Origin of the sequence: Methanospirillum stamsii, from assembly GCF_003173335.1 — an archaeon.
GTDB classification, from domain to species: Archaea; Halobacteriota; Methanomicrobia; order Methanomicrobiales; family Methanospirillaceae; genus Methanospirillum; species Methanospirillum stamsii.
In genome coordinates, this window is the sequence record NZ_QGMZ01000006.1 from 20688 (window position 1) to 40615 (window position 19928).

Annotated in this window: 20 protein-coding genes; 8 read left to right on the forward strand and 12 right to left on the reverse strand. The window is 40.6% G+C overall.

Annotated features, from left to right (window positions below; all coding sequences use genetic code 11):
• Position 1: 1 nt before the first annotated feature.
• The 3 genes from DLD82_RS01900 to DLD82_RS01910 all read right to left on the reverse strand — a co-directional run bounded on the left by DLD82_RS01900 (position 2) and on the right by DLD82_RS01910 (position 1927).
• A complete protein-coding gene (locus tag DLD82_RS01900) occupies positions 2 to 523 on the reverse strand; it encodes a type IV pilin N-terminal domain-containing protein (RefSeq protein WP_109939420.1) in 522 nt (173 codons plus the stop codon).
• Positions 520 to 1116, reverse strand: coding sequence for a type IV pilin (locus DLD82_RS01905; protein ID WP_109939421.1), 597 nt, complete (start codon positions 1114 to 1116; stop codon positions 520 to 522). Before DLD82_RS01905 ends, DLD82_RS01900 begins: the two co-directional genes overlap by 4 nt.
• A 175-nt stretch (positions 1117 to 1291) precedes the next feature.
• Complete coding sequence (locus DLD82_RS01910) at positions 1292 to 1927, reverse strand: FmdE family protein (protein ID WP_109939567.1); 636 nt, start codon at positions 1925 to 1927, stop codon at positions 1292 to 1294.
• A gap of 308 nt (positions 1928 to 2235) precedes the next feature.
• On the opposite strand from DLD82_RS01910, the gene DLD82_RS01915 reads away from it, so the two are divergent.
• From DLD82_RS01915 to DLD82_RS01940, 6 genes are all read left to right on the forward strand, one after another.
• Positions 2236 to 3327 carry an FmdE family protein gene (locus DLD82_RS01915; protein ID WP_109939422.1) on the forward strand — a complete coding sequence of 364 codons (1092 nt, stop codon included), beginning with the start codon at positions 2236 to 2238 and terminating at the stop codon, positions 3325 to 3327.
• A gap of 59 nt (positions 3328 to 3386) precedes the next feature.
• Positions 3387 to 4493 (forward strand): iron ABC transporter substrate-binding protein, encoded by a 1107-nt coding sequence (locus DLD82_RS01920; RefSeq protein ID WP_245920336.1) that lies wholly within the window; start codon positions 3387 to 3389, stop codon positions 4491 to 4493.
• Positions 4494 to 4543: 50 nt separating this feature from the next.
• On the forward strand, positions 4544 to 5614 hold the full coding sequence (locus tag DLD82_RS01925) for a FecCD family ABC transporter permease (RefSeq protein ID WP_109939569.1): 1071 nt from the start codon (positions 4544 to 4546) through the stop codon (positions 5612 to 5614).
• A complete protein-coding gene (locus DLD82_RS01930) occupies positions 5611 to 6375 on the forward strand; it encodes an ABC transporter ATP-binding protein (protein ID WP_109939423.1) in 765 nt (254 codons plus the stop codon). The genes DLD82_RS01925 and DLD82_RS01930 overlap by 4 nt, the downstream gene beginning before the upstream one ends.
• Positions 6376 to 6438: 63 nt before the next feature.
• The gene (locus tag DLD82_RS01935) at positions 6439 to 7275 is read left to right on the forward strand and encodes a class I SAM-dependent methyltransferase (RefSeq protein ID WP_109939424.1); all 837 of its coding nucleotides are present in this window, start codon (positions 6439 to 6441) and stop codon (positions 7273 to 7275) included.
• 33 nt (positions 7276 to 7308) lie between these two features.
• Positions 7309 to 8094 carry an ATP-binding protein gene (locus DLD82_RS01940; protein ID WP_281267966.1) on the forward strand — a complete coding sequence of 262 codons (786 nt, stop codon included), beginning with the start codon at positions 7309 to 7311 and terminating at the stop codon, positions 8092 to 8094.
• Positions 8095 to 8103: 9 nt separating this feature from the next.
• Here DLD82_RS01940 and DLD82_RS01945 read toward each other — a convergent pair whose 3' ends face one another.
• From DLD82_RS01945 to DLD82_RS18360, 3 genes are read right to left on the reverse strand one after another with little or no spacing between them, the layout of a single operon-like run.
• A complete protein-coding gene (locus DLD82_RS01945; protein ID WP_109939426.1) occupies positions 8104 to 8859 on the reverse strand; it encodes an ABC transporter permease in 756 nt (251 codons plus the stop codon).
• Positions 8856 to 9782 (reverse strand): ABC transporter ATP-binding protein, encoded by a 927-nt coding sequence (locus tag DLD82_RS01950; RefSeq protein WP_109939427.1) that lies wholly within the window; start codon positions 9780 to 9782, stop codon positions 8856 to 8858. Before DLD82_RS01950 ends, DLD82_RS01945 begins: the two co-directional genes overlap by 4 nt.
• A gap of 23 nt (positions 9783 to 9805) precedes the next feature.
• Positions 9806 to 9949 (reverse strand): hypothetical protein, encoded by a 144-nt coding sequence (locus DLD82_RS18360; RefSeq protein ID WP_181391201.1) that lies wholly within the window; start codon positions 9947 to 9949, stop codon positions 9806 to 9808.
• 76 nt (positions 9950 to 10025) lie between these two features.
• Between DLD82_RS18360 and DLD82_RS01955 the strand changes: the two genes are divergently transcribed.
• Positions 10026 to 10454 carry a winged helix-turn-helix transcriptional regulator gene (locus tag DLD82_RS01955; protein WP_109939428.1) on the forward strand — a complete coding sequence of 143 codons (429 nt, stop codon included), beginning with the start codon at positions 10026 to 10028 and terminating at the stop codon, positions 10452 to 10454.
• 95 nt (positions 10455 to 10549) lie between these two features.
• On the opposite strand, the gene DLD82_RS01960 is transcribed toward DLD82_RS01955, so the two are convergent.
• The 4 genes from DLD82_RS01960 to DLD82_RS01975 all read right to left on the reverse strand — a co-directional run bounded on the left by DLD82_RS01960 (position 10550) and on the right by DLD82_RS01975 (position 15079).
• Positions 10550 to 11563: a hypothetical protein gene (locus DLD82_RS01960; RefSeq protein WP_109939429.1), complete on the reverse strand. Its 1014-nt coding sequence runs from the start codon at positions 11561 to 11563 to the stop codon at positions 10550 to 10552.
• Between the two features lie 152 nt (positions 11564 to 11715).
• The gene (locus tag DLD82_RS01965) at positions 11716 to 12606 is read right to left on the reverse strand and encodes a hypothetical protein (protein ID WP_146199658.1); all 891 of its coding nucleotides are present in this window, start codon (positions 12604 to 12606) and stop codon (positions 11716 to 11718) included.
• Between the two features lie 247 nt (positions 12607 to 12853).
• Positions 12854 to 13846 carry a hypothetical protein gene (locus DLD82_RS01970; RefSeq protein ID WP_109939431.1) on the reverse strand — a complete coding sequence of 331 codons (993 nt, stop codon included), beginning with the start codon at positions 13844 to 13846 and terminating at the stop codon, positions 12854 to 12856.
• Positions 13847 to 14590: 744 nt separating this feature from the next.
• Positions 14591 to 15079 (reverse strand): methyl-coenzyme M reductase operon protein D, encoded by a 489-nt coding sequence (locus DLD82_RS01975; RefSeq protein ID WP_109939432.1) that lies wholly within the window; start codon positions 15077 to 15079, stop codon positions 14591 to 14593.
• Positions 15080 to 15478: 399 nt separating this feature from the next.
• Between DLD82_RS01975 and DLD82_RS01980 the strand changes: the two genes are divergently transcribed.
• Positions 15479 to 17719, forward strand: coding sequence for a PAS domain S-box protein (locus DLD82_RS01980; protein ID WP_181391202.1), 2241 nt, complete (start codon positions 15479 to 15481; stop codon positions 17717 to 17719).
• Here DLD82_RS01980 and DLD82_RS01985 read toward each other — a convergent pair.
• Both DLD82_RS01985 and DLD82_RS01990 read right to left on the reverse strand, forming a co-directional pair.
• Positions 17709 to 18344 (reverse strand): response regulator, encoded by a 636-nt coding sequence (locus tag DLD82_RS01985; RefSeq protein ID WP_109939434.1) that lies wholly within the window; start codon positions 18342 to 18344, stop codon positions 17709 to 17711. The two genes, DLD82_RS01980 and DLD82_RS01985, sit on opposite strands and share 11 nt — an antisense overlap.
• Positions 18345 to 18555: 211 nt before the next feature.
• Positions 18556 to 19920, reverse strand: a complete 1365-nt coding sequence (locus tag DLD82_RS01990; RefSeq protein WP_109939435.1) for a PFL family protein — start codon at positions 19918 to 19920, stop codon at positions 18556 to 18558.
• Positions 19921 to 19928 lie beyond the last annotated feature (8 nt).

The window sequence follows — 19928 nt, forward strand, 5'->3', positions numbered from 1 at the left end:
TTTATCCCTGAATAAGAACTTCAGGTTTGGCTATAAGATTCCGGTCATAATATAATTCCAGGTAAAATGTATTACCCTGGTATTTTTCTTTCATCAGATCAAATTCAGGGTTTATTTTAGAGATGTTTGCATCCCCAAAAATTCCATGAGTTTCTCCAACTTTCATTGAAGTAATACCATGAGCCCACGTTTTTTGATATGTCCCGTTATTGGTGATATTGGCCTTATTTATTTCCGAAAATGAATTTTCTGCATTAGAACCAAAAGTCCGGGAAGGTTTTAATATTACAGATAAATCTGAAACAGGTAGTGGATCACCCGATACATGAGTTATTAGAAGACTGGCATTCGTGGGATCATCATGATGTTGATGAAGAGTTGCCTGCAAAGTTACTGATGGAGGTTTTACTTCTGTATCCACCAAGCCTCCGGCAAAGCTATTCACAATTGCTGCAATAATTAATGTCAAAGTCAACATGAGGAGAACACCAATAACCGGCGATACTCCGGAATCCTTATTCATGAATTATCTCCCAGAATCAGTTCCTGGCTGTATATTGTTGCTTGTGAAGGAACATGAACAATTTTTATCGTCAGGATAGTATCTTTATCTATATTATCAGGACTAGTCCCAAAAAAAACCTGATCGCCAGCTGAAGTATTGATAAACATGTTTGTACCCCCAAAAAGAGTGTAATTTCCAAAATCTTCAATTTCAGGTAGCCCATTTTTACTTGGAATTCGTCCTTGAGGATAGAGAGATCCAGGTATTGTAATATTCCCTCCCGAATTTGAAACTGATTTCCAGGACGTAATAATCTTTAGATCCCGGGTAGGAATACCATCTCCAGCAGAGATTACAGACATAGATACATTTATTAATTCGCTCGATGATTTCCATGCTTCAGTCTGGAGAACTAACTGTGGCGGTTTACTTTTTGTCTCTGACATTCCTCCTACATACCCGGATATAATTGCTGCTAGAATCACAGTGATAATAAGCATAAGCATGATTCCGATCACCGGAGACACTGCCTGTTCTTTTAGTGGACTCCCTACCTTTAAAATAGGAGAATCCAGCCTAAAACGAAAATTTATCCTAATTTTTCTAACCATTGGTAAAAAACTTCCAATTGTCCCACTCACGATTAACCAGTAATATTTTTTGTTTTAAAACAATAAAACTTTATTTATATGAACAGTACTTTTTTCATCTACTTACAATCTAAAATTTTTGAGAAAAAACCGTAATGAAACAGTTCCAGACTTAAAAAAGAGAATCAGATAATTTTTATTTATTTTCTGCTAAAAGGGAACATGGTATGCAGACACGTTTTCCATTCAGTTCACGGGTTTTTGCATCCGCTACCATCTCACCACAGGATGCACACTGAATTGACTTAAAAATACGAGCCTTCTTTGGTGGTTCCATGTCAACAAAAGAAATTTTCAGGATTTTTTCTTCCGGAGCATGAAGAATAATTTCAGGTACCTTATCAGATAATTCCCGGAACCGTTTCATCTCTGCTTCAGTAGCCTGTCCGGAAAAAACCTTTGGTCGTAATGCATCCATCTCCTCTCTTGGTAATACTTCATCAAGGTTCGTAACAACACGTACCGCCTTATTACTTCTTCGGCAAAAAAACGTGAATGCATGTTTACCATAATCATTAATTATGAGATTTCCCTTTCCGGCAGTACAGCCGGTGATCATCTGGATAGCATCCACAGAGCAGGCATCTGTTTCTGCTATTGCGACTAATTCTTCATCTTTTGGCCGTTCTACCCCAAGTGCTTTCATCGCTGCGATGGCAACCCGGTATCCGGATGAAAGCCCCCCACATGAATGCCCATGAAATTTAACCGCTTCTTCGTATGTAATAAATTCTCCGGATTTTGGATCCGGTATAGATTGTGGTGAACACATGGTATACCAGAGTTGTCCGGAAGGATTCATATATTCATCGAATTCATTGTGGATTGTGGATTAACAAACAACAAATATTAAGAATATTAAGATAATTATTGAAAAAACAGAAAAATATCATTACAATTGTAATGAATCTTCAGATCTTTTTCACAAGTTATAAATTTCATTATAATCGTATAACTATTTACGATGTTGATTACTGGAGTATTGTAGCATCACACTCACTATCAGTAAATGCCGCTATCTTGTAATGAACGTCAGATTTGTTATTGAATGGTAATCATTGTGGATGAACGAGGAATCGCATGAAACAATTATTTACTCTCCTGCTGGCATTAAGTTGCCTGATTCTCCCCATTTCAGCATTGGCTGAAGACGATCTTATGTACGACCTCGGGTCGCGGGCAGCAGAAGTAGGAATGGATCTGCTCAAATTTCAAGCAGGTGATGACAACATTCTTGTACTTACCAATGCCGGACATGCACTGGTAAAAGGCAAAACCACGGAACGTGCACTATCAGGCATCTCTGATATATCAGGACTGCAAAATGGTGACAACAATCTCTTCCAGGTTAACCGGCCAAACTGGAAACCACTCTGGTTTTATTTCTTTAATAAGGAAACAGGCATGGCTACATACATGGAACCTGATTCCTCATTCTTATTACTCAATGCAGAAAATCGTGCTTCGCTTCCAGCCGACAAAGCATTCTCCCAGGTATCATTAATCCAGGTAAATCTGGACAAGATGCTTGAGAATCCGGATGAGAGTAACACTACCTTTAACAAGAAAAAATTCAGTGGTAATGAATTTTCTCTCATCGGGCTATCAAATGTCTGGGCTGCCGGAGCATCATATGAGTTCATGAATGCAGCAATGTTCCATGATCACCTGTGTCCCGGAGTTACCAGCGGATACATGATCATCAAGTATGTTGAAGACGCCATGCCGATAAAAAACGCTTCTGAAACATACGTAGATATTGGGTGCCCAAACTGGTGCAAGGAAGATGCATACCAGATGATCTGGGACAGCACTCCGGGTAAGAGCAGCATGTATGTTATGGCACTTGACCCTGATGACGAAGCAGCATTACAGGAAAAGTATGGCATCCGTCCGGCTGGAATCATTGTGAAATGGAACAGTGTATCCAAGACAGGTAAGGGTCTTGCACTTGGATTTGATTTTGACACACTAAGCGAAGAACTCGGAGTTGCAAACTGGACCGGGCCATCATGGGCACCGAAACTTGTGCAGGACATTGGAATGATGGATTATGTCGACAAACCGGAAAGTGCCATTAAGACACTCAAGGAATTTGAGGTCGATGATGATCTGATGACACAACTCAAAACCGCTGGTAACAACCCCTATAAAGTTCTGGGAATGCTGTAATGGGACATTCCCTTAAAAATTTAAAAAACGTGAAAAATATGACAAACCTGAAAACAATTATGATTACACTCATGATGCTGGCATGCCTTATTTCAATACCAGTATCATTCGCAGAAGAGACTGCAGCAGCAGAAAAAACTATCACAGACGGATATGGAAGATCTGTCACCGTTCCAGTCCCGGCTTCAGAAGTGCTTTGTTCAGGCTCCGGATGCTTACGATATCTGACCTACCTTGGTGGTGAAGACCTCATTGTAGGTGTTGACAGTATTGAAAAAGAACCACAAGTCATGGATGCACGGGGATATGCTCTCTTAAACCCGGAGTTTAAGGACTATCCATTGTTCGGTGAATTCAGAGGCAAGGATGACCCTGAAAAGATTATCGCTATTGGACCCCAGTTGGTCTTTAAAACCGGATCAACCGGCACTCCATTTGCAACAAATGCCGAAGAAGGAAATAAATTAACAGAAAAAACGGGAATTCCAGTAATTATGTTCCCATATGGTTCACTCCGGACCCAGACTGAACAGGATGAGATGTTTGGGGCACTCCGGGTGATGGGAGAAGTAATCAACAAGGAAGACCGTGCTGAAGAACTGATCTCTTATATTGAGGATACAATTGCAGATCTTGAAAAGAGAACCGGAGATATTCCGGAAGCCGAACAGAAGACTGCATATGTCGGCGGTGTCAGTTATGCCGGAGCACATGGCATCATTTCAACCGAGCCTTCATACCCGCCATTCATCTGGACCAATGTAAAGAATGCAGCCGGAAAAATGGGCACTCAGCATGCTGATGTCGCAAAGGAAGCAATCGTTGACTGGGATCCAGAATATATATTCATGGATGTCGGAACCCTTCAGGCAGACAGTGAAGGTGGAATCGGCGAATTAAAAGATGATCCGGCATTACAGGGCCTCTCTGCAATAAGTGAAGGTAAAGTATACGGAGTGCTTCCGTACAACTTCTATAACACCAACTACGAGAATGTCCTTGCAGACGCCTACTTTATTGGAAAGACTATTTATCCGGACCGGTTCGCGGATATCGATCCAAAAGAGAAAGCAGATGAGATTATGACCATGTTCCTTGGAGAATCTCCATTGGACAAGATTAATTCCCAGTATAAGAACCTGGGATTTTCACAGATAACACTCTGATTGAGATATGAAATCTGACAAAATCCCAATTTTTCCCGGAGGTGGATGTAATTCACTTCTCTGATGGAAAAATTCCTGCTGATTATCTCGGGTATGTGCGGATAAAACTACTCTGGATTATCGGCGGCATTATTCTGTTATTTGTCCTGTTTATCTTATCAATTTCTGTTGGAGCAGTCTCTATTCCACCATATGATGTTCTGATGACGCTACTTGGTCAGAACATCAATCACAAGTGGGATGCAATTATCTGGAACATTCGTCTTCCGCAGGCATTAACTGCAATCGTTGCAGGAGTAGGCCTTTCAGTTGCTGGAGTTGCGATGCAGTCAATACTCCGAAATCCCCTGGGTTCCCCATTTACCCTTGGAATATCAAACGCCGGAGCGTTTGGTGCTGCAGTATCAGTCATTATCTTTGGTACTGGAACCATCCAATCCACCATAGCAGATCCCATTTCAATTAATAATCCGTATCTTACTACAATAACCGCCTTTGTTTTCTGCATGATTGCAACCGCCATCATTCTTCTGATTTCCCGGATACGGGGAGCATCACCGGAAGTAATGGTCCTTACCGGGGTTGCACTTTCATCGCTGTTTACTGCTGGAACCATGTTTCTGCAGTATTTTGCTTCTGATACTCAACTTGCTGCAGTTGTTTTCTGGACATTTGGTGATGTAAGCAGGGCTGGCTGGAATGAACTAGGACTTATGACAATTCTTGTAGGACTATCCAGTATCTATTTCCTGGTAAACCGATGGAACTATAACGCTATTGATGCCGGAAATGAAACTGCAAAAGGTCTCGGAGTAAATGTAGAACGTATCCGCCTTTTTGGTATGACAATATCTGCAATGATTACCGCAGTAATTGTTGCATTTCTTGGCGTCATCGGATTTGTAGGTCTCGTCTGTCCTCACATGGTAAGAAGGATCATCGGAGATGACCAGCGGTATCTCATTCCCGGGTCATGTATCATGGGAGGAGTACTTCTTCTTGCATCAGATACGGTTGCACGACTGATTGTCGCTCCCTATGTGCTTCCTGTAGCAGTTCTTACCGCATTTATGGGAGCCCCGGTTTTCATCTATCTTATTGTCAGGGGGTATAAACGATGATTTTGAATGTACAGGAACTGAACTTTTTATACCGGAACCATGATGTTCTTCAAAACGTTGCTTTTGAAGTAAACCATGGAGAAATTGTTGCAATTCTCGGACCTAATGGTGTAGGAAAAACAACAATGCTCAAGTGTCTGAACAGGATTCTAAAAGCGAATAAAGGACACATCTACCTTGATGGATCAGAAATTAAAACCCTTGATACTCTTGAAATTGCCAGAAGAGCAGGATATGTCCCCCAGCGGGTTGAAACCGGAAGATTTACTGCATTTGATGCGGTCCTTCTTGGGCGAAGGCCACACATTACCTGGGATGTTTCTGAACGGGATCTTCGAATAGTGGATGCAATTTTTTCCCGTCTTTCTATGGAACATCTCCGGCTTTCGTATATTGATGAAATGAGCGGTGGAGAACTCCAAAAGATTGCAATCGCACGGGCACTGGTGCAGGAGCCAAGAATTTTACTCCTTGATGAGCCGACCAGCAGTCTTGATCTGAAAAACCAGGTGGAGATATTATCCACAATTGTTGATATTGTCCGGGAACATGGGATTGCAGCGATTATGACGATGCATGACTTAAACCAGGCATTCCGGTATGCTGACCGGTTTATCTTCCTAAAAGATGGGAATATTCATTTCCATGGCAATTTCAATGATGTTACTCCGGAAATCATTGAAGATGTCTATGGTCTTCCGGTTATGATGGGATCAGTTGGCGGAGTCAGGTGCATTGTTCCGGGTACAGCTCCTGCATAATATCATCAAACAACCAGATTTTTCAAATTATTATCTCAATTGACATATTTTTCAGGGCAATCTATGACGAACTGGGCAGAAGTATGGAAACAACTCTATGAAGCAAGTAGCCGGACTAAAACAGTCGGAGAATGTGCTTCATTATGGGATTCAAAGGAACGTGCACTTGAATTTCTTAACATGTCCCTTGAAAATCCGGAGCGTATTGAACTGGTTTTATCAAAACTTCCCATCACGAAAAACAGCCGGATTCTGGACATCGGTGCAGGCCCCGGAACTCTTGCAATACCCTTTGCAGAGCGGGCTTTAGCAGTTACAGCCGTCGAACCTTCCACCGGAATGATTGAAGTAATGAAAGACCAGGCACAGGAAAAAAATATTACTAACCTTACTATCGTTCAGAAACGATGGGAAGATATTAATCCGGAATCGGACCTTGCAGGGCCTTTTGATATCATCATAGCATCATATTCGCTTGGAATGCCGGACATTGATGCTGCAATTGATAAGATGCAGGCCGTCTCATGTGGTCAGATCTGGCTCTTCTGGTTTGCAGGAACTACTCCCGGGGAAAGGCATATGACTCATTTATGGCCGAAAATTCACAACTGTGCCTATCAGATCGGGCCGAAATCTGATGTGCTCTATAATGTGTTGTATCAGAAAGGAATCTATCCTCACATGACGGTTCATGAGATGAAGTATCAAAAGAAATATCCAACTCTTGATCATGCAGTTTCAGAAATGAGAAGGCAGATTGGATGTTCTGAGGAATTTAACCCACTTATTAAGGAATATTTCAAAGACAAAGTTTCAAAAGATGCCAATCAACTGATTGAGAATGGAGATACCGTTCGTGTCTGCATGTGGTGGGATACAAATCAGTTTCCAAAGAATTAGATTTGGAAATTTTTTAAAAAAACTGAAAAATTTGTGATATCAATGAAGATGCTTATTTGTGGAAAAGGCGGCAGCGGAAAGAGTACTCTTACCGCTCTTCTTGCACAGCAGTATGAACAAAAAGGCAAAGATGTAGTAGTTGTGGATACTGACGAGTCTAACCTCGGATTACACCGATTCCTGGGTGTGAATCCACCAACAGACCTGATGGATCACATGGGCGGAAAACAGGAACTCATGGGTAAGATGATGTCAGCCATGAAAAGTTCCGAGGGCATGATGAACATGCAGTTATTTGAAAAGGTTTGGAAGATCCAGGACATCCCTTCGGCCTGCATTTCAGAGAACGGAAGAGTAAAACTCGTTTCAATCGGAAAAATTCACCAAGCCGGAGAAGGGTGTGCCTGCCCGATGGGATTTATCGCAAAACAATTCCTGAAAAACCTGAAACTCGCTTCCGATGAGATGGTTATTGTTGATACCGAAGCAGGGCTCGAACACTTTGGCCGGGGTGTTGAGGAAGGAACCGATGCCGTCCTGATGGTCCTTGATCCCTCGTATGAATCGGTTTTGCTCGCCAAAAAAGCAGCGGATATGACCGCATCAATGAAACTTCCGATGTATTTTGTTCTCAACAAAGTGACACCTGAAATAGCCAGTCAAATGAAAAAAGAACTTCCGGTTGAAAAAATAATCGGAGAGATCCCTCTGGACCAGGATATTCTTGCAGCAGGACTTTCCGGAAAAACCCTTTCAGGGTTCTCTTCTGCAATAGAGCCGGTGGTTCAGAATATTGTTTCGGTAACGATGAATTCCTAAATCCCTTTTTTATATTCGTAGTGGCATGGTTTTTTTATGAAGGACTATGCTTGCAACGCTCAGTATTATTGTAAATAACAAAAGCATCCAGACATCAAAATAAATCGGGAAATATCCGGTTCCGGTTAATGAAAAACGTGCGATGTCGGTAAAGTAGGTGAGCGGTGAGAGGTATGCAATAACCTGCCCGGCCCCAGGCATCTGCTCAACCGGCATAAAAATTCCGGACACAAAGATGAGAGGGAATTTTACCAGGGTTGAGAGTAACATGATGTTCTGTGAGACAGCAGTCGGGGGAACAGAGAGTAACATTCCAATCGCAGAAAAACAGATAGAACCAATTATTATTGCACATATCAACAAAATCCAATGAATCACTATAACTCCTATTAAGTGCCCGATAAATAGTGCAACCAGGGTAATCGCAATTCCAAATATGGTTGATGCAATCATATCACCCATAATAATCGATTCCGGAGCAACCGGACAGGAGATAAGACGTTCCAGGGTCCGGGTCTGTCCTTCCCAGGGGAAAATAACCGGAGAAATAGCAGTTGCAGTAAAAAACAGCGTCATGCTCAGAAGACCGGCAATAAGAAAGGGGAGTGATACAGATTTGTTTCCCATCAAAAATGCCATACAGAGAAATATTGGCATCAGGATACCGGATATGAGTACCGGAGGCTTATAATAATAGATTCTTAGATCCTTCTTCGCGATAGAGAAAGCACGTCTTGTTTGTTCCCGGACCATTCGGATATTCATTTTTCACCTCCGGTTAGCCGGAGAAACACATCATCAAGTGTCGGGGCAAGAGTGTTTAAAGAAATAATTGACATTCCTTCATGTTCACTCAGGGCAACAAGAGACCGGATGGCTAGATCCTTGTCCTGTGCGGATAATTTCCATTTGTCACCAAAACGGGAGAACGTTGTGATTCCAGGCAGATTCCGAAGCATCTCTTCGGGAATATCGCGATTAAAACTGACTTCTATCTGATGAATTTTATCCAGAGTATCTTTGAGTTTTTCAGGAGAATCGATCGCGATGAGGTTTCCTGACCGGATAATACCAACCCGGTGACAAAGAGTATTTGCTTCATCCATGTTATGAGTCGTTAGAAAGATGGTAACTCCCCGACTATTCATTTCCCGAAGCATTGAGAGAATCATCCGGGCACTTGAGACATCAAGTCCGCTTGTCGGCTCGTCCAGAAAGATAAGTTCAGGCTCATGAATCAGAGCCATGGCAAGAATCAGCCGTTGTTTCATGCCTTTCGAGAACGATTGGACTTTTTTTTGGGCATGCTCATAAAGATCAAAAATCTGAAGAAGATATAATGTCCGCTCTTTTGCATGTTCAGAACCAAGGCCGTAAAGTTCTCCCATGAACATCAGATTCTGCCATGCAGTCAGGTCAGGATAGGCATTCGAAGTCTCCGGGACCACTCCGAATTTTTGTTTTGCTAAAAGAGGTGCAGAAACCATACTGTGACCCAGGATCTGCACATCACCAAAATCAGGTTTGAGAACACCAGTGAGCATCCTGGTTGTGGTAGTTTTTCCAGCGCCGTTCGGACCTAAAAATCCAAATATTTCTCCTTTTTTCACCGAGAAAGAGATAGAATTAACAGCGGTGAGCGAACCAAAACGTTTGGTTACATTAATTACGCTGATAGCATCAGGCATGAATAATAAAAATAATGACCTGATTACTCAAGTTTCTTTTCAAGAGCACTCAGTCTTTCTTCAAAACTCTTTTTCATATCATTGCAGTCACACATTGTTTCTGCTTCGCTTGCCCCGCTACAACAACATGCACAGACTTTGTCTCCTTTCTTTTCTGGAAAACACATACTTCTCACCTCTTATACCTAGCATACTATGATAATCATACTATTTAAACTATGACAATCATAGTAATGACCAGTCATGTGTGTCGATAAAGAACATAAATATCTGTGTGCTGCCGGAGGGATTCTCTCCATAATCTCAAAAAAATGGGCACTCCTAATAATTTATAAACTTGGAACCCGGGGAAGACTCAGGTTTACTGATTTTTCAACCGAACTTGATACGATAAATCCCCAGGCATTATCTGAAACACTCAAGGATCTGGTAAGCGAAGGGCTTATAGAACGTGAATCCTTTCCGGAAGTTCCCCCCCGTGTTGAGTACTTTTTAACCCCGGAAGGTCAGACACTCTGGGAATTAGTAAAACCTCTGATACAATGGGCTGCTGAACGCGATTACCGGGATAAGGACAGGTGTGATAAGATCTGCCGGAAAAAAATGTGTCATTCTAAAAATTCACCCTGTAAACGGGAGTTACAGAATGAAAGAAAGAATAATAATCTCTAAATTATTTCAGAATTAAAACCGATAATCAGAAATAACTCAATTTTTATCTGTTTTTTAAAATAAAAAAAGTCAGAAGGAACTGATTCAGCCCTTAATTATGTCTCCAGACCTAATGTCTTCTTGGTCTCTTCCATCTCAATTCCACTCTTCAGTCTGCCACCGTACAGTAATTTTATTGCTTCCTTATCAAGATCAGAGAGTTCATTGTTCCGGGTTTCACCAACCTGGTAGAAGAAACTGTCCTTTTCAGAGTAGGTAGTTCCATGCATTCCCATGCTGTAAAGAATACCATAGAGCATATAGTAATGTCTGTCTTCGGTGCTCAAAGAATCTAGGAGGTAGAGATGATCATCTCCTACCATTCCAATAAATTCTCCTTCTGGATTTTTAATTAATCTTTCATCGGTTTTTCTATCATCTTTATAGTCTTCCAGCATTTTCTGCGGAATAATCTTGATATTATAGAAATTGTATGGAACATCTTCGTAATTAGTCTTTAAAAACCCGAGTGCAAGTTCCTCATCTTCAAATTGTGTAGTGTCAGATAAAGAATTAAGAACCGGAGCAAGATCTAACAGGAATTTCGTATCATCTGTGGTGTAGAATGCATCCATCCAGAACTGGTAATCTTTATTTGATTTAAACAGGTTTAATTTTGGATTATCATTACCAAAGATAATATCTACAAGATGTTCAGCAACATCGGTTTTATCAAACGTCTTTCCACTTTTCCCCTCTCCTTTCTGTAGTTCTACGAGATCACCCCGGATATAGAGTTTTCGTGGAGATACAATACCGATAAGATCACCCTGATCATTGGATATTGGATATTCATCAGAAGTTATCTCATTTTTCATGTTTTCAAGGTCAGTAGGTGAAATTATTTTGATGTTATAATAGTACCGGTCATCATCCCGGGTTGTTTCACTATCTGAACTGGTTTTTTCTTTAACCGGTACTGACTCTTTTTCATCTTCCTGAACGGTTTTATCAGCAGGTGTTACTTCCTCTGATACCTGACTTTTAGATTCAGAGGGCCCGGAAGTACAACCGGCAGTCAAAAAAACTAATAATAGAAGTGTAATGCTAAAAATAACGTGCCATTTCATAAATAATCATGTCCTCATTTTTTTGTTCTGGTAATATTACAAAATAATCATATTAAAAAGTAATTTTTTATTACGTTATACATAATCTCAATTCATCTCTATAGTATCAGGATATACGAAAAAAATATCCCTGGATTTCAATGAAAAAAGAGTTAATCATCGATATCAATACCCAATGATTTTTTTACATCATCGGCGGTCAATCCGGATGACAATCTTCCTCCATACATGAGTTTTATGGCTCCCTGGTCTAGCTCAGATAACTTTGTACCGGTTACATTATCAGGGTTAAAAATACTATCCGGAAGCGTACTTTCTCCATGGAAACCCATACTAAACAATAATCCCCTGATAAGGAAATGATTCCTTTCATCACCCGTTAGGTCGTTCAGGAGATACAGGTGATTTTTGCGGACAATTCCTACAGAATTATCATTTTTGTCCTTTAACAACTGTTCAGTTGAACTATCCCGGTCGTCCAGCAGTTCCTTAAAAAGATCCTTGTCCACGATACTAATCTTGTAATAGAGGTACTGAGTCGGAACATAATTCGGTTGATAAGAGGGAAGCGCAATCTCTTCATCTTCAAAGGTAATGGTGCTGGAAAGATCATTGAGAACTGAAATGTACTCACGGACAGCTTCAACATCAGACTGTTCATACATCGCATCAATCCAGATCATGTAATCATAGGTGTTTTCAAAGAGATCAGTTTGCGCATTATCCCTGCCATAAACGATATCTATCAGGTGTTTCCCAATTTGTTCTTTAACATTTACTCTTTCAGTATCCAGAACAGGAAAATCATCTTCGTTCAAGTCTCCCCGCAGGTATACAATTCCCGGAGTAATTACTCCAATACAAAGGCCCCGGGAAACTTTGAGGGGTACTGCTGATGAACCTGCATTGAATAACACTGATTCAAGCATCTCCGGAGATACTATTCGAATTTCAAAAAGTCCCGGATACCCATTCATTATAGCATTACTGCCTGCAGAATCCTCATGAGAGAGATCTTCATCGGCAGTTGAGCCAGGTATCATGAGTAAAAGAATAGACGTAAAAATTAATAAAAAAATTATGAATTTTTTTATCATTAGTGTTAGGTACATTTTTCAGGATGTAAAAGTTATTCCCTAAGAATCCTATATCTCTCCGGAGATATCAGAGAAATTTTGTTTTCTTATCTTCAGAGAATTTTCCTCGCATGAATGATAATTATCAGGATCGATGATACAAAAAATTAGTGTTTTGATAGAGGAGAAACCCTTCGTCCCCACAATTAACTATTTATGCAAGTTTTTTCTTTGACGGTCGGATTTTTAACAGATCTTCAATGAAAACCAGACAATGTTTTAAAAACCGATGATCTACCGGATTATGTATACATCCTCCGGTGAGTCGCTGCCGGACTCGCTCTTCACTTTCATCAGGCATCTCCCTAAACCAGTGATCTTTATCGAGCATTACAATCCGGCTTACTGATGTAATTTTTTGTCTCAGTTTTGTCTCCAGAAAAAACGCATTACTCACCGGCACATCAAGATCTCCCGAACCATGCAGAATAAGACATGGATCAACAAGCGCTGAATAGAGAGAAGGGAGAGATTTTTCCTCGGAAAACAATTCTCTGGGGAGATGAAGATCAACAAGATAGCCACTTTCTTTGAGCCTGATTTTACCTTTCCCTTTTCTAGATGCCCGGAATATTTTCCCCAGGTTATTCATGATGATATTTGTATCAGGGTCAAGATAAGGAGAAATATTCTCATCCGTTAATCTAAAACCATAATTTTTTATTGGCAGATATTTTTGTGTCAAAATTGCATCAATATCAGAATAAACCCCTCCGGCGATGATGTATCCGGCTGGTTTCAAACCATACATTGCCAGTTCACAGAGCATTCTGCTCCCAAATCCATGACCAAATAGTATTGAACGCCGAATCAGAGAGCCTGATTCCTTGCATATCTGTTTTATTGAGATATAGACATCTGGAATATATGATGCCAGGATCATTTCTTCATCTGTTGGAATAGCATCCGGAGGAACTGGTTCCAGAGATAATGTCTCAATTCCACGCGAATGAAAAAAACTGCAGACTTCTTTTTGAAATGAAAGTTCCCGCATCCAGGTATCCTTACGAAGGCCTGGCCCGCAAAAAGGGAGTAATCCATATACCCAGTCAGGAAGGATAATAACCAGTGCTGAAGACGCGTCATTTCCCGGATGTGATAATTTCCATTGAAGAGAACAACGATTCGATGTTAAACGAGAATTCATGTAGATGATTAAGTAATCTCATATCTATTAATACCTATTCTTTTTTGGGTAACATCATTAATACCCTAAATCGCTTTCTCAATCGTGAAAAGAAATCCCGCAAATAATATTTAGTTTTTTGAAAGATCTAAAATTTTTAAAAATATGCAATAATATTAAGAAATACCAATTTCGTAATATTTTTCTGACATCAGATCAATTAAGTACTGTGATGGCAGAATAAGGAAGGTTTTTTTCTTTATCAATCAGATATCAGGAAAAATTACCGCGTGCAAAGCTTGGACACAAATGACATTACACCTGATTTCTGCCATCTCAAATAATTCATTGTCTTTCCAAATCTTTTTTTGATGCTCATAATCCGGATGACGATGAGAAGAACAAATACACAACTTAATTATAGTTAGTAAAACATAAATTGTATTGTACTACGGCAATGAGACTACAAAATGAGGTGCCAGTACATCACAGAGAAGAAAAATCCGATCATGCTTTTAGAAATCTGGTCCGGGCAAAAATTAGTCTCTTGCTGTCACACCTCAGGCACACCGAAACACTCCGACTTTCTGCCCGGACTCATGATTTGAATTCAGCATACATTTTGTAGATATCTTTCATGCAAGAATTATTTGTAAAATATTTAAACTTGCATCATCTTATCCATTTTAAATGGAACTTTTAGGAACTCGGTAACGTTTTTTCGATTATCAGATTCAAAAAAAAGAATAAATCCGAGGAAATATGTTACGCATCCGGATATGCCGGTCTGATGAGCATTGGTTCAATCGGAGGATGATAATCTGCAAGACCTACAAAAAACTGATCATAGGGATTGTACTGAGGATCTCTACTGATATAATCCGAAAGCGAAGGCTCTGTTTTTATAAATTTTCCGACAAGGATCTGAAAAGAAAAATCATCAAAAAATTCTTCGCAATAATCAGCTACCTTATCAATTGCCTTATCATCAACAGCTTCAACTATCACATCACCCATCAGGACATGCATATTGACATCCTGTTCTGATATTTTAACCATCTTTGGAGAAGGGACCTGGTCAGTATAGTAATCAGAGGGTTTTTCAGGTGCTTTGCTTAAATATCCCGGCCCATGGACAAGCACCCGGCGAATTCCAGCGATATAAGATAGACCATCAAGAAATTTTTCCGCATTATCTGACTGAAGCATTCGGATCGGAACAATCCGACATTGAGGATATGAATGTGAATCCATTGTAATCTCCTTCTTTCTAAATTCTTAACTCCACCCCGAAAACCCGGACTTGAATTTTTGAGGGATGAAAATTCTGACCTCCAGGGTATCAGTTTTTGAGAAAATGCTGCTCTAACAAAAACAAGGATCAACCAGGAATAAGATACAGGTTTTCCCTTGTCTGAACCTACTATGACTTTCAGAAAGATATACTTTATTATTAATTTAAAATTAGTACAATTAAATATATAAAATTTTAATTTTATTATTAAATTAAGGAAAAGAGTCAGATACCCAAAATTACGGGAAAACCCAACAATCATCAGGAAATATCTGTGATATCGGGAACACATTTTTCTAAAAGAAGGATAATACAATATGTCGGTGTAAATTTAATTAATCAGGTGAATGGGCTGTACTATGAATAATTCTCATCTCCCCATAGTTCAATCTGATGACAAAAACTCGTCATCCCCCATTTTGGATTCTGAATCAATAAACCATACCAATACTTTTTTCCAGGCATTCATGGACAACCTGGATACACCAGCTTTTTGTCTTGATACAGAGTTTCGGTATACCTTTTTTAACCAGACTCACATCCAACAAATGAAAAACCTCTATAATGCCGATATCCGGATTGGAGAATGTCATCTGAACTATATTTACATAAAAGAAGACCGGGAAAGAGCAAAACAGAATCTTGAAAAAGCACTATCCGGAGAAGAAGTGATAGTTCGGGAGTATTCAGGAGATCATCTTCTATCCCGCCAGTATTGTGAGGTTCATCATAAACCAATGAAAAACTCTGACGGGGCAATTATCGGCATTTCCGTTCTGGTTAGAAATATCACAGATATGGCATTCATTCTTGAAAAATTATATTCCAGCGAAGAGAATGCACGTGCCCTGATAAATGCTCCAAATGAATCTGTTTTTATGATGGAACCGGAAGGGACCATTCTGTATGTAAATGAAACGATGGCATCAAGACTTGGATACACCGTTGAGGAGATGGTGGGAAAATCAACATATCATTTCGTAACCCCCGATGTTGCCATGCGACGAAAAACATATGTTGATGAACTCTTACGGACGAAAAAACCAATACATGTTCTGGATGAACGAAACGGGAGAGTAATTGAGAACAATCTCTATCCGGTCCTGAATAGTTCAGGAGAAGTAACCAGAATTGCCATCTATGGCAGGGATGTTACAAAACAGAAAGAGACAGAAAGAGAGCTCAGGGAAAGTGAAGAAAAATACCGGACAGTCGTGGAGAAAACTCATGAGGGTATTGTTATAGCCCTTGGCTCTAGCCTGGTTTTTGCAAATGAAGCATTTGCGAAAATGTCCGGATATTCTACTGATGAACTTATCGGAATGGATTACCTGGATTTTGTCCCTGAAGAAAAAAGAGAAGAGATGGTAAAAAAATTTGAAACCAGGTATGCTGATGATACCGCTCCTCATAAGTATGAATTCGAGCTCCTTAAAAAAGATAAATCACTATTCATTGTTGAGATAAGTGCCGGACTTATTGAATTTAAGGGAAAACCAGCAGATCTTGTGGTAATGCGGGATATTTCCCCCAGGAAAAGAGCTGAAGAAATTCAAACCCGGACTATATCACTGTTAAATCAGACCCAGGCGATAACGAAACTTGGAGGCTGGGATTATAACCTGATTACAAAAGAGATTCAGTGGACTGATGAAGTTTATAAGATTCTTGGTGCAAAACCAGATTTCCTTCCGATGGATATTGAACATGCATTTGATCTTTATTCTCCTGAAGATGCCCCGATTATCAAAGCAGCGTATAATAAAGCAGTAACAGAGGCAATCCCTTACGATATTGAATTAAAATTTTTCAGATTTGATGGAACTCCCATATGGGTTCGGACAATAGGTAATCCGGTTTTAGAAAACGGACAGGTTGTCAGAGTAACCGGGATTATCATGGATATTACCGAGCGAAAACAGATGGAGTCATCGCTCCGGGAAGTAATTCAAAAGCTCAGGTTACTAACAAGAATTACCCGGCATGATATTGTAAATGGCATAAACGTCATCAATCTATACCTTGAAATACTTCGGGAAACAGAAGATCCGGATGAAAGACAAAAATACATTCAAAAAACCCTTGATGCCTCTACTATTCTTGAGAAAACCATCGGTTTTACTCAGGAATATGAAAACTTAGGATCTGTTTCGAGCAGATGGTTGTCACTGTTCTCAATAACAAATTCAGCAATCTCCACGGTGTCGATGAAAGGAGTTCGTGTCCTTATTGATATCCCAGTGGAGATAGAGATATATTCTGATCCGATTATTAGCAGGGTTTTTTCTACTCTTCTTGATAATTCTCTCCGCCACGGAGAAAAAACTTCAGAAATTCGTATTTTTACCAAAGAAGACAATAACAATCTCATAATCTTTTACGAAGATAATGGAGTTGGTATTGAAAATGCGGAAAAGGAATCAATTTTCAAACATGGATATGGAAAAAATACCGGAATCGGACTTTTTCTGGCAAGAGAGATACTCTCAATTACCGGGATGCAGATCAAAGAGACCGGAGTGACAGGAGGAGGTGCCAGATTTCAAATACGTGTTCCCCAGGGAGTGTACCGGATAAATCCGGCTGAAATCAGAGTATAAAAACAGGATATTGAAATTTTAACATATCCCGTTCCTTTCTCTTATCTCCGATCATCTGATTGATTTGTGCAACTCTTTTATCAAAGCAATCCTCTCCGGAGACGGGGTCAGGTATCACCTGGGGCTCGAGTAATTCTTTTATCATCTCCATGGATCTAATCTCCCGATTCAGACGAACCCATTTTTGGCACACTTCTTTTGCAATGTCCTGAATTTTTGCTGCCCCGACATTTTTTAAAAGTGAAGCATACCACGAGAAAAAGTCAGAGATGGTTTCACATAATTCTTCATCAACAAAAGGCTTGATGATAAAACCATCCAGGAGGTCAGCATACCTGATAACTTCATCAGGATGAATTCTTTTCGCTGATGACATCATGATAGGAAGATCACTGCCGTTCTTTAATGACCGGATATGACCAAGAGTATCCCACCCATCAACGGGATCCATCATTATATCAAGAAGAACAAGATTTATCTCTTCTTTCTTGAGCCGCATGATTCCTTTGGATGGATCATCTTCAGCAATACAGGAATACCCGCATGAATTCAGAGCCCGGACTGTTGCTTCCCGGAAAACTGCCTCATCATCAATTACAAGAATTTTTTTCCGAATGGGATTCATATAGATATTCCCCGGACCCTGACATCAGCCCACTATCTCTATGATTATCTCTTTTCATATATTGGTCTTTGGACCATTTCCATCAGACCATCAAATTTTCAAAATACCCTGTATCCTGTAAAGTTATCATGTAAGTTCAAGGTCAGGAAATATCCGGAGTGATAAGGGTTTAATAAATCACAAGAGCATTCATGCTGCCCAATGCTCCCCATCAGTTCCGGAAACTGTGAATCGGTGCGGGAATCCGTCCTCCTCTGTTGATAAAATCACTACAACTGAATTTATTAACCGGCTGGACCGGAGCATATCCAAGAAGACCACCAAATTCTACCGTATCTCCCACATCCTTTCCAACCACCGGAATCAGCCGGACTGCGGTAGTTTTCTGGTTTATCATACCTATCGCTGCCTCATCTGCAATGATACCGGATATCGTGGAAGCCGGAGTATTACCCGGAATGGCAATCATGTCAAGACCGACTGAACAGACACAAGTCATTGCTTCAAGTTTTTCAATCGTCAGACTGCCCCGGTTTACCGCATCTATCATCCCCTGATCCTCACTCACCGGAATAAATGCTCCGGAAAGACCACCGACAAATGAACTTGCCATCACCCCTCCCTTTTTTACCTGGTCATTTAAGAGAGCAAGAGCAGCGGTAGTTCCCGGAGCACCGACAGATTCCAGTCCCATCTCCTCAAGGATTTCCGCAACACTGTCGCCGACCGAGGGAGTTGGTGCAAGAGAGAGATCGACAATTCCAAACGGAATTCCAAGCCGGACCGATGCTGCCTGTGCAACCAGCTGACCCACCCGGGTAACTTTAAAAGCCGTCTTTTTAACGGTCTCACAAAGAACCTCGAAATCCTCTCCCCTGACCCCTTCAAGTGCATGCTTGACAACACCCGGACCACTGACCCCTACATTAATAACCGCATCAGCCTCTGAAACACCATGAAACGCACCGGCCATGAATGGATTGTCATCCGGGGCATTGCAAAAGACGACAAGTTTTGCACAACCAAGAGAATTATTCTCCTTTGTTGCCTCAGCAGTCTCTTTTACAATCTGACCCATGAGTTTCACGGCATCCATGTTTATCCCGGTCTTTGTCGAGCCGATATTTACCGAACTGCAAACCCGCTCGGTTGTGGAGAGTGCCTTCGGAATGGACCGGATGAGGTTTTCATCAGTATGAGTCATCCCTTTTGATACAATCGCAGAGTAACCGCCGATAAAATTAACCCCCATATCTTGGGCTGCTCTGTCAAGAGTCCTGGCAATTGAGACAAAATCATCCGGAGAAGTGCATGCTTTTCCGGCGATAAGTGCAACAGGAGTGACCGATATTCTCTTATTAACTATTGGAATCCCGTATTCAAGTTCTATCTCTTTTCCGGTTGAAACAAGGTCTTTTGCGAGCCGGGTTATTTTATCATAAATATTGTGGTTTAGGCTATTGAGATCAGAATCACCGCAGTCAAGCAGACTGATGCCGAGCGTAATAGTCCGGACATCCAGTTTCTCCTGCTCAATCATCTTGTTTGTCTCATTAACCTCAAAAATATTAATCATGATAAACC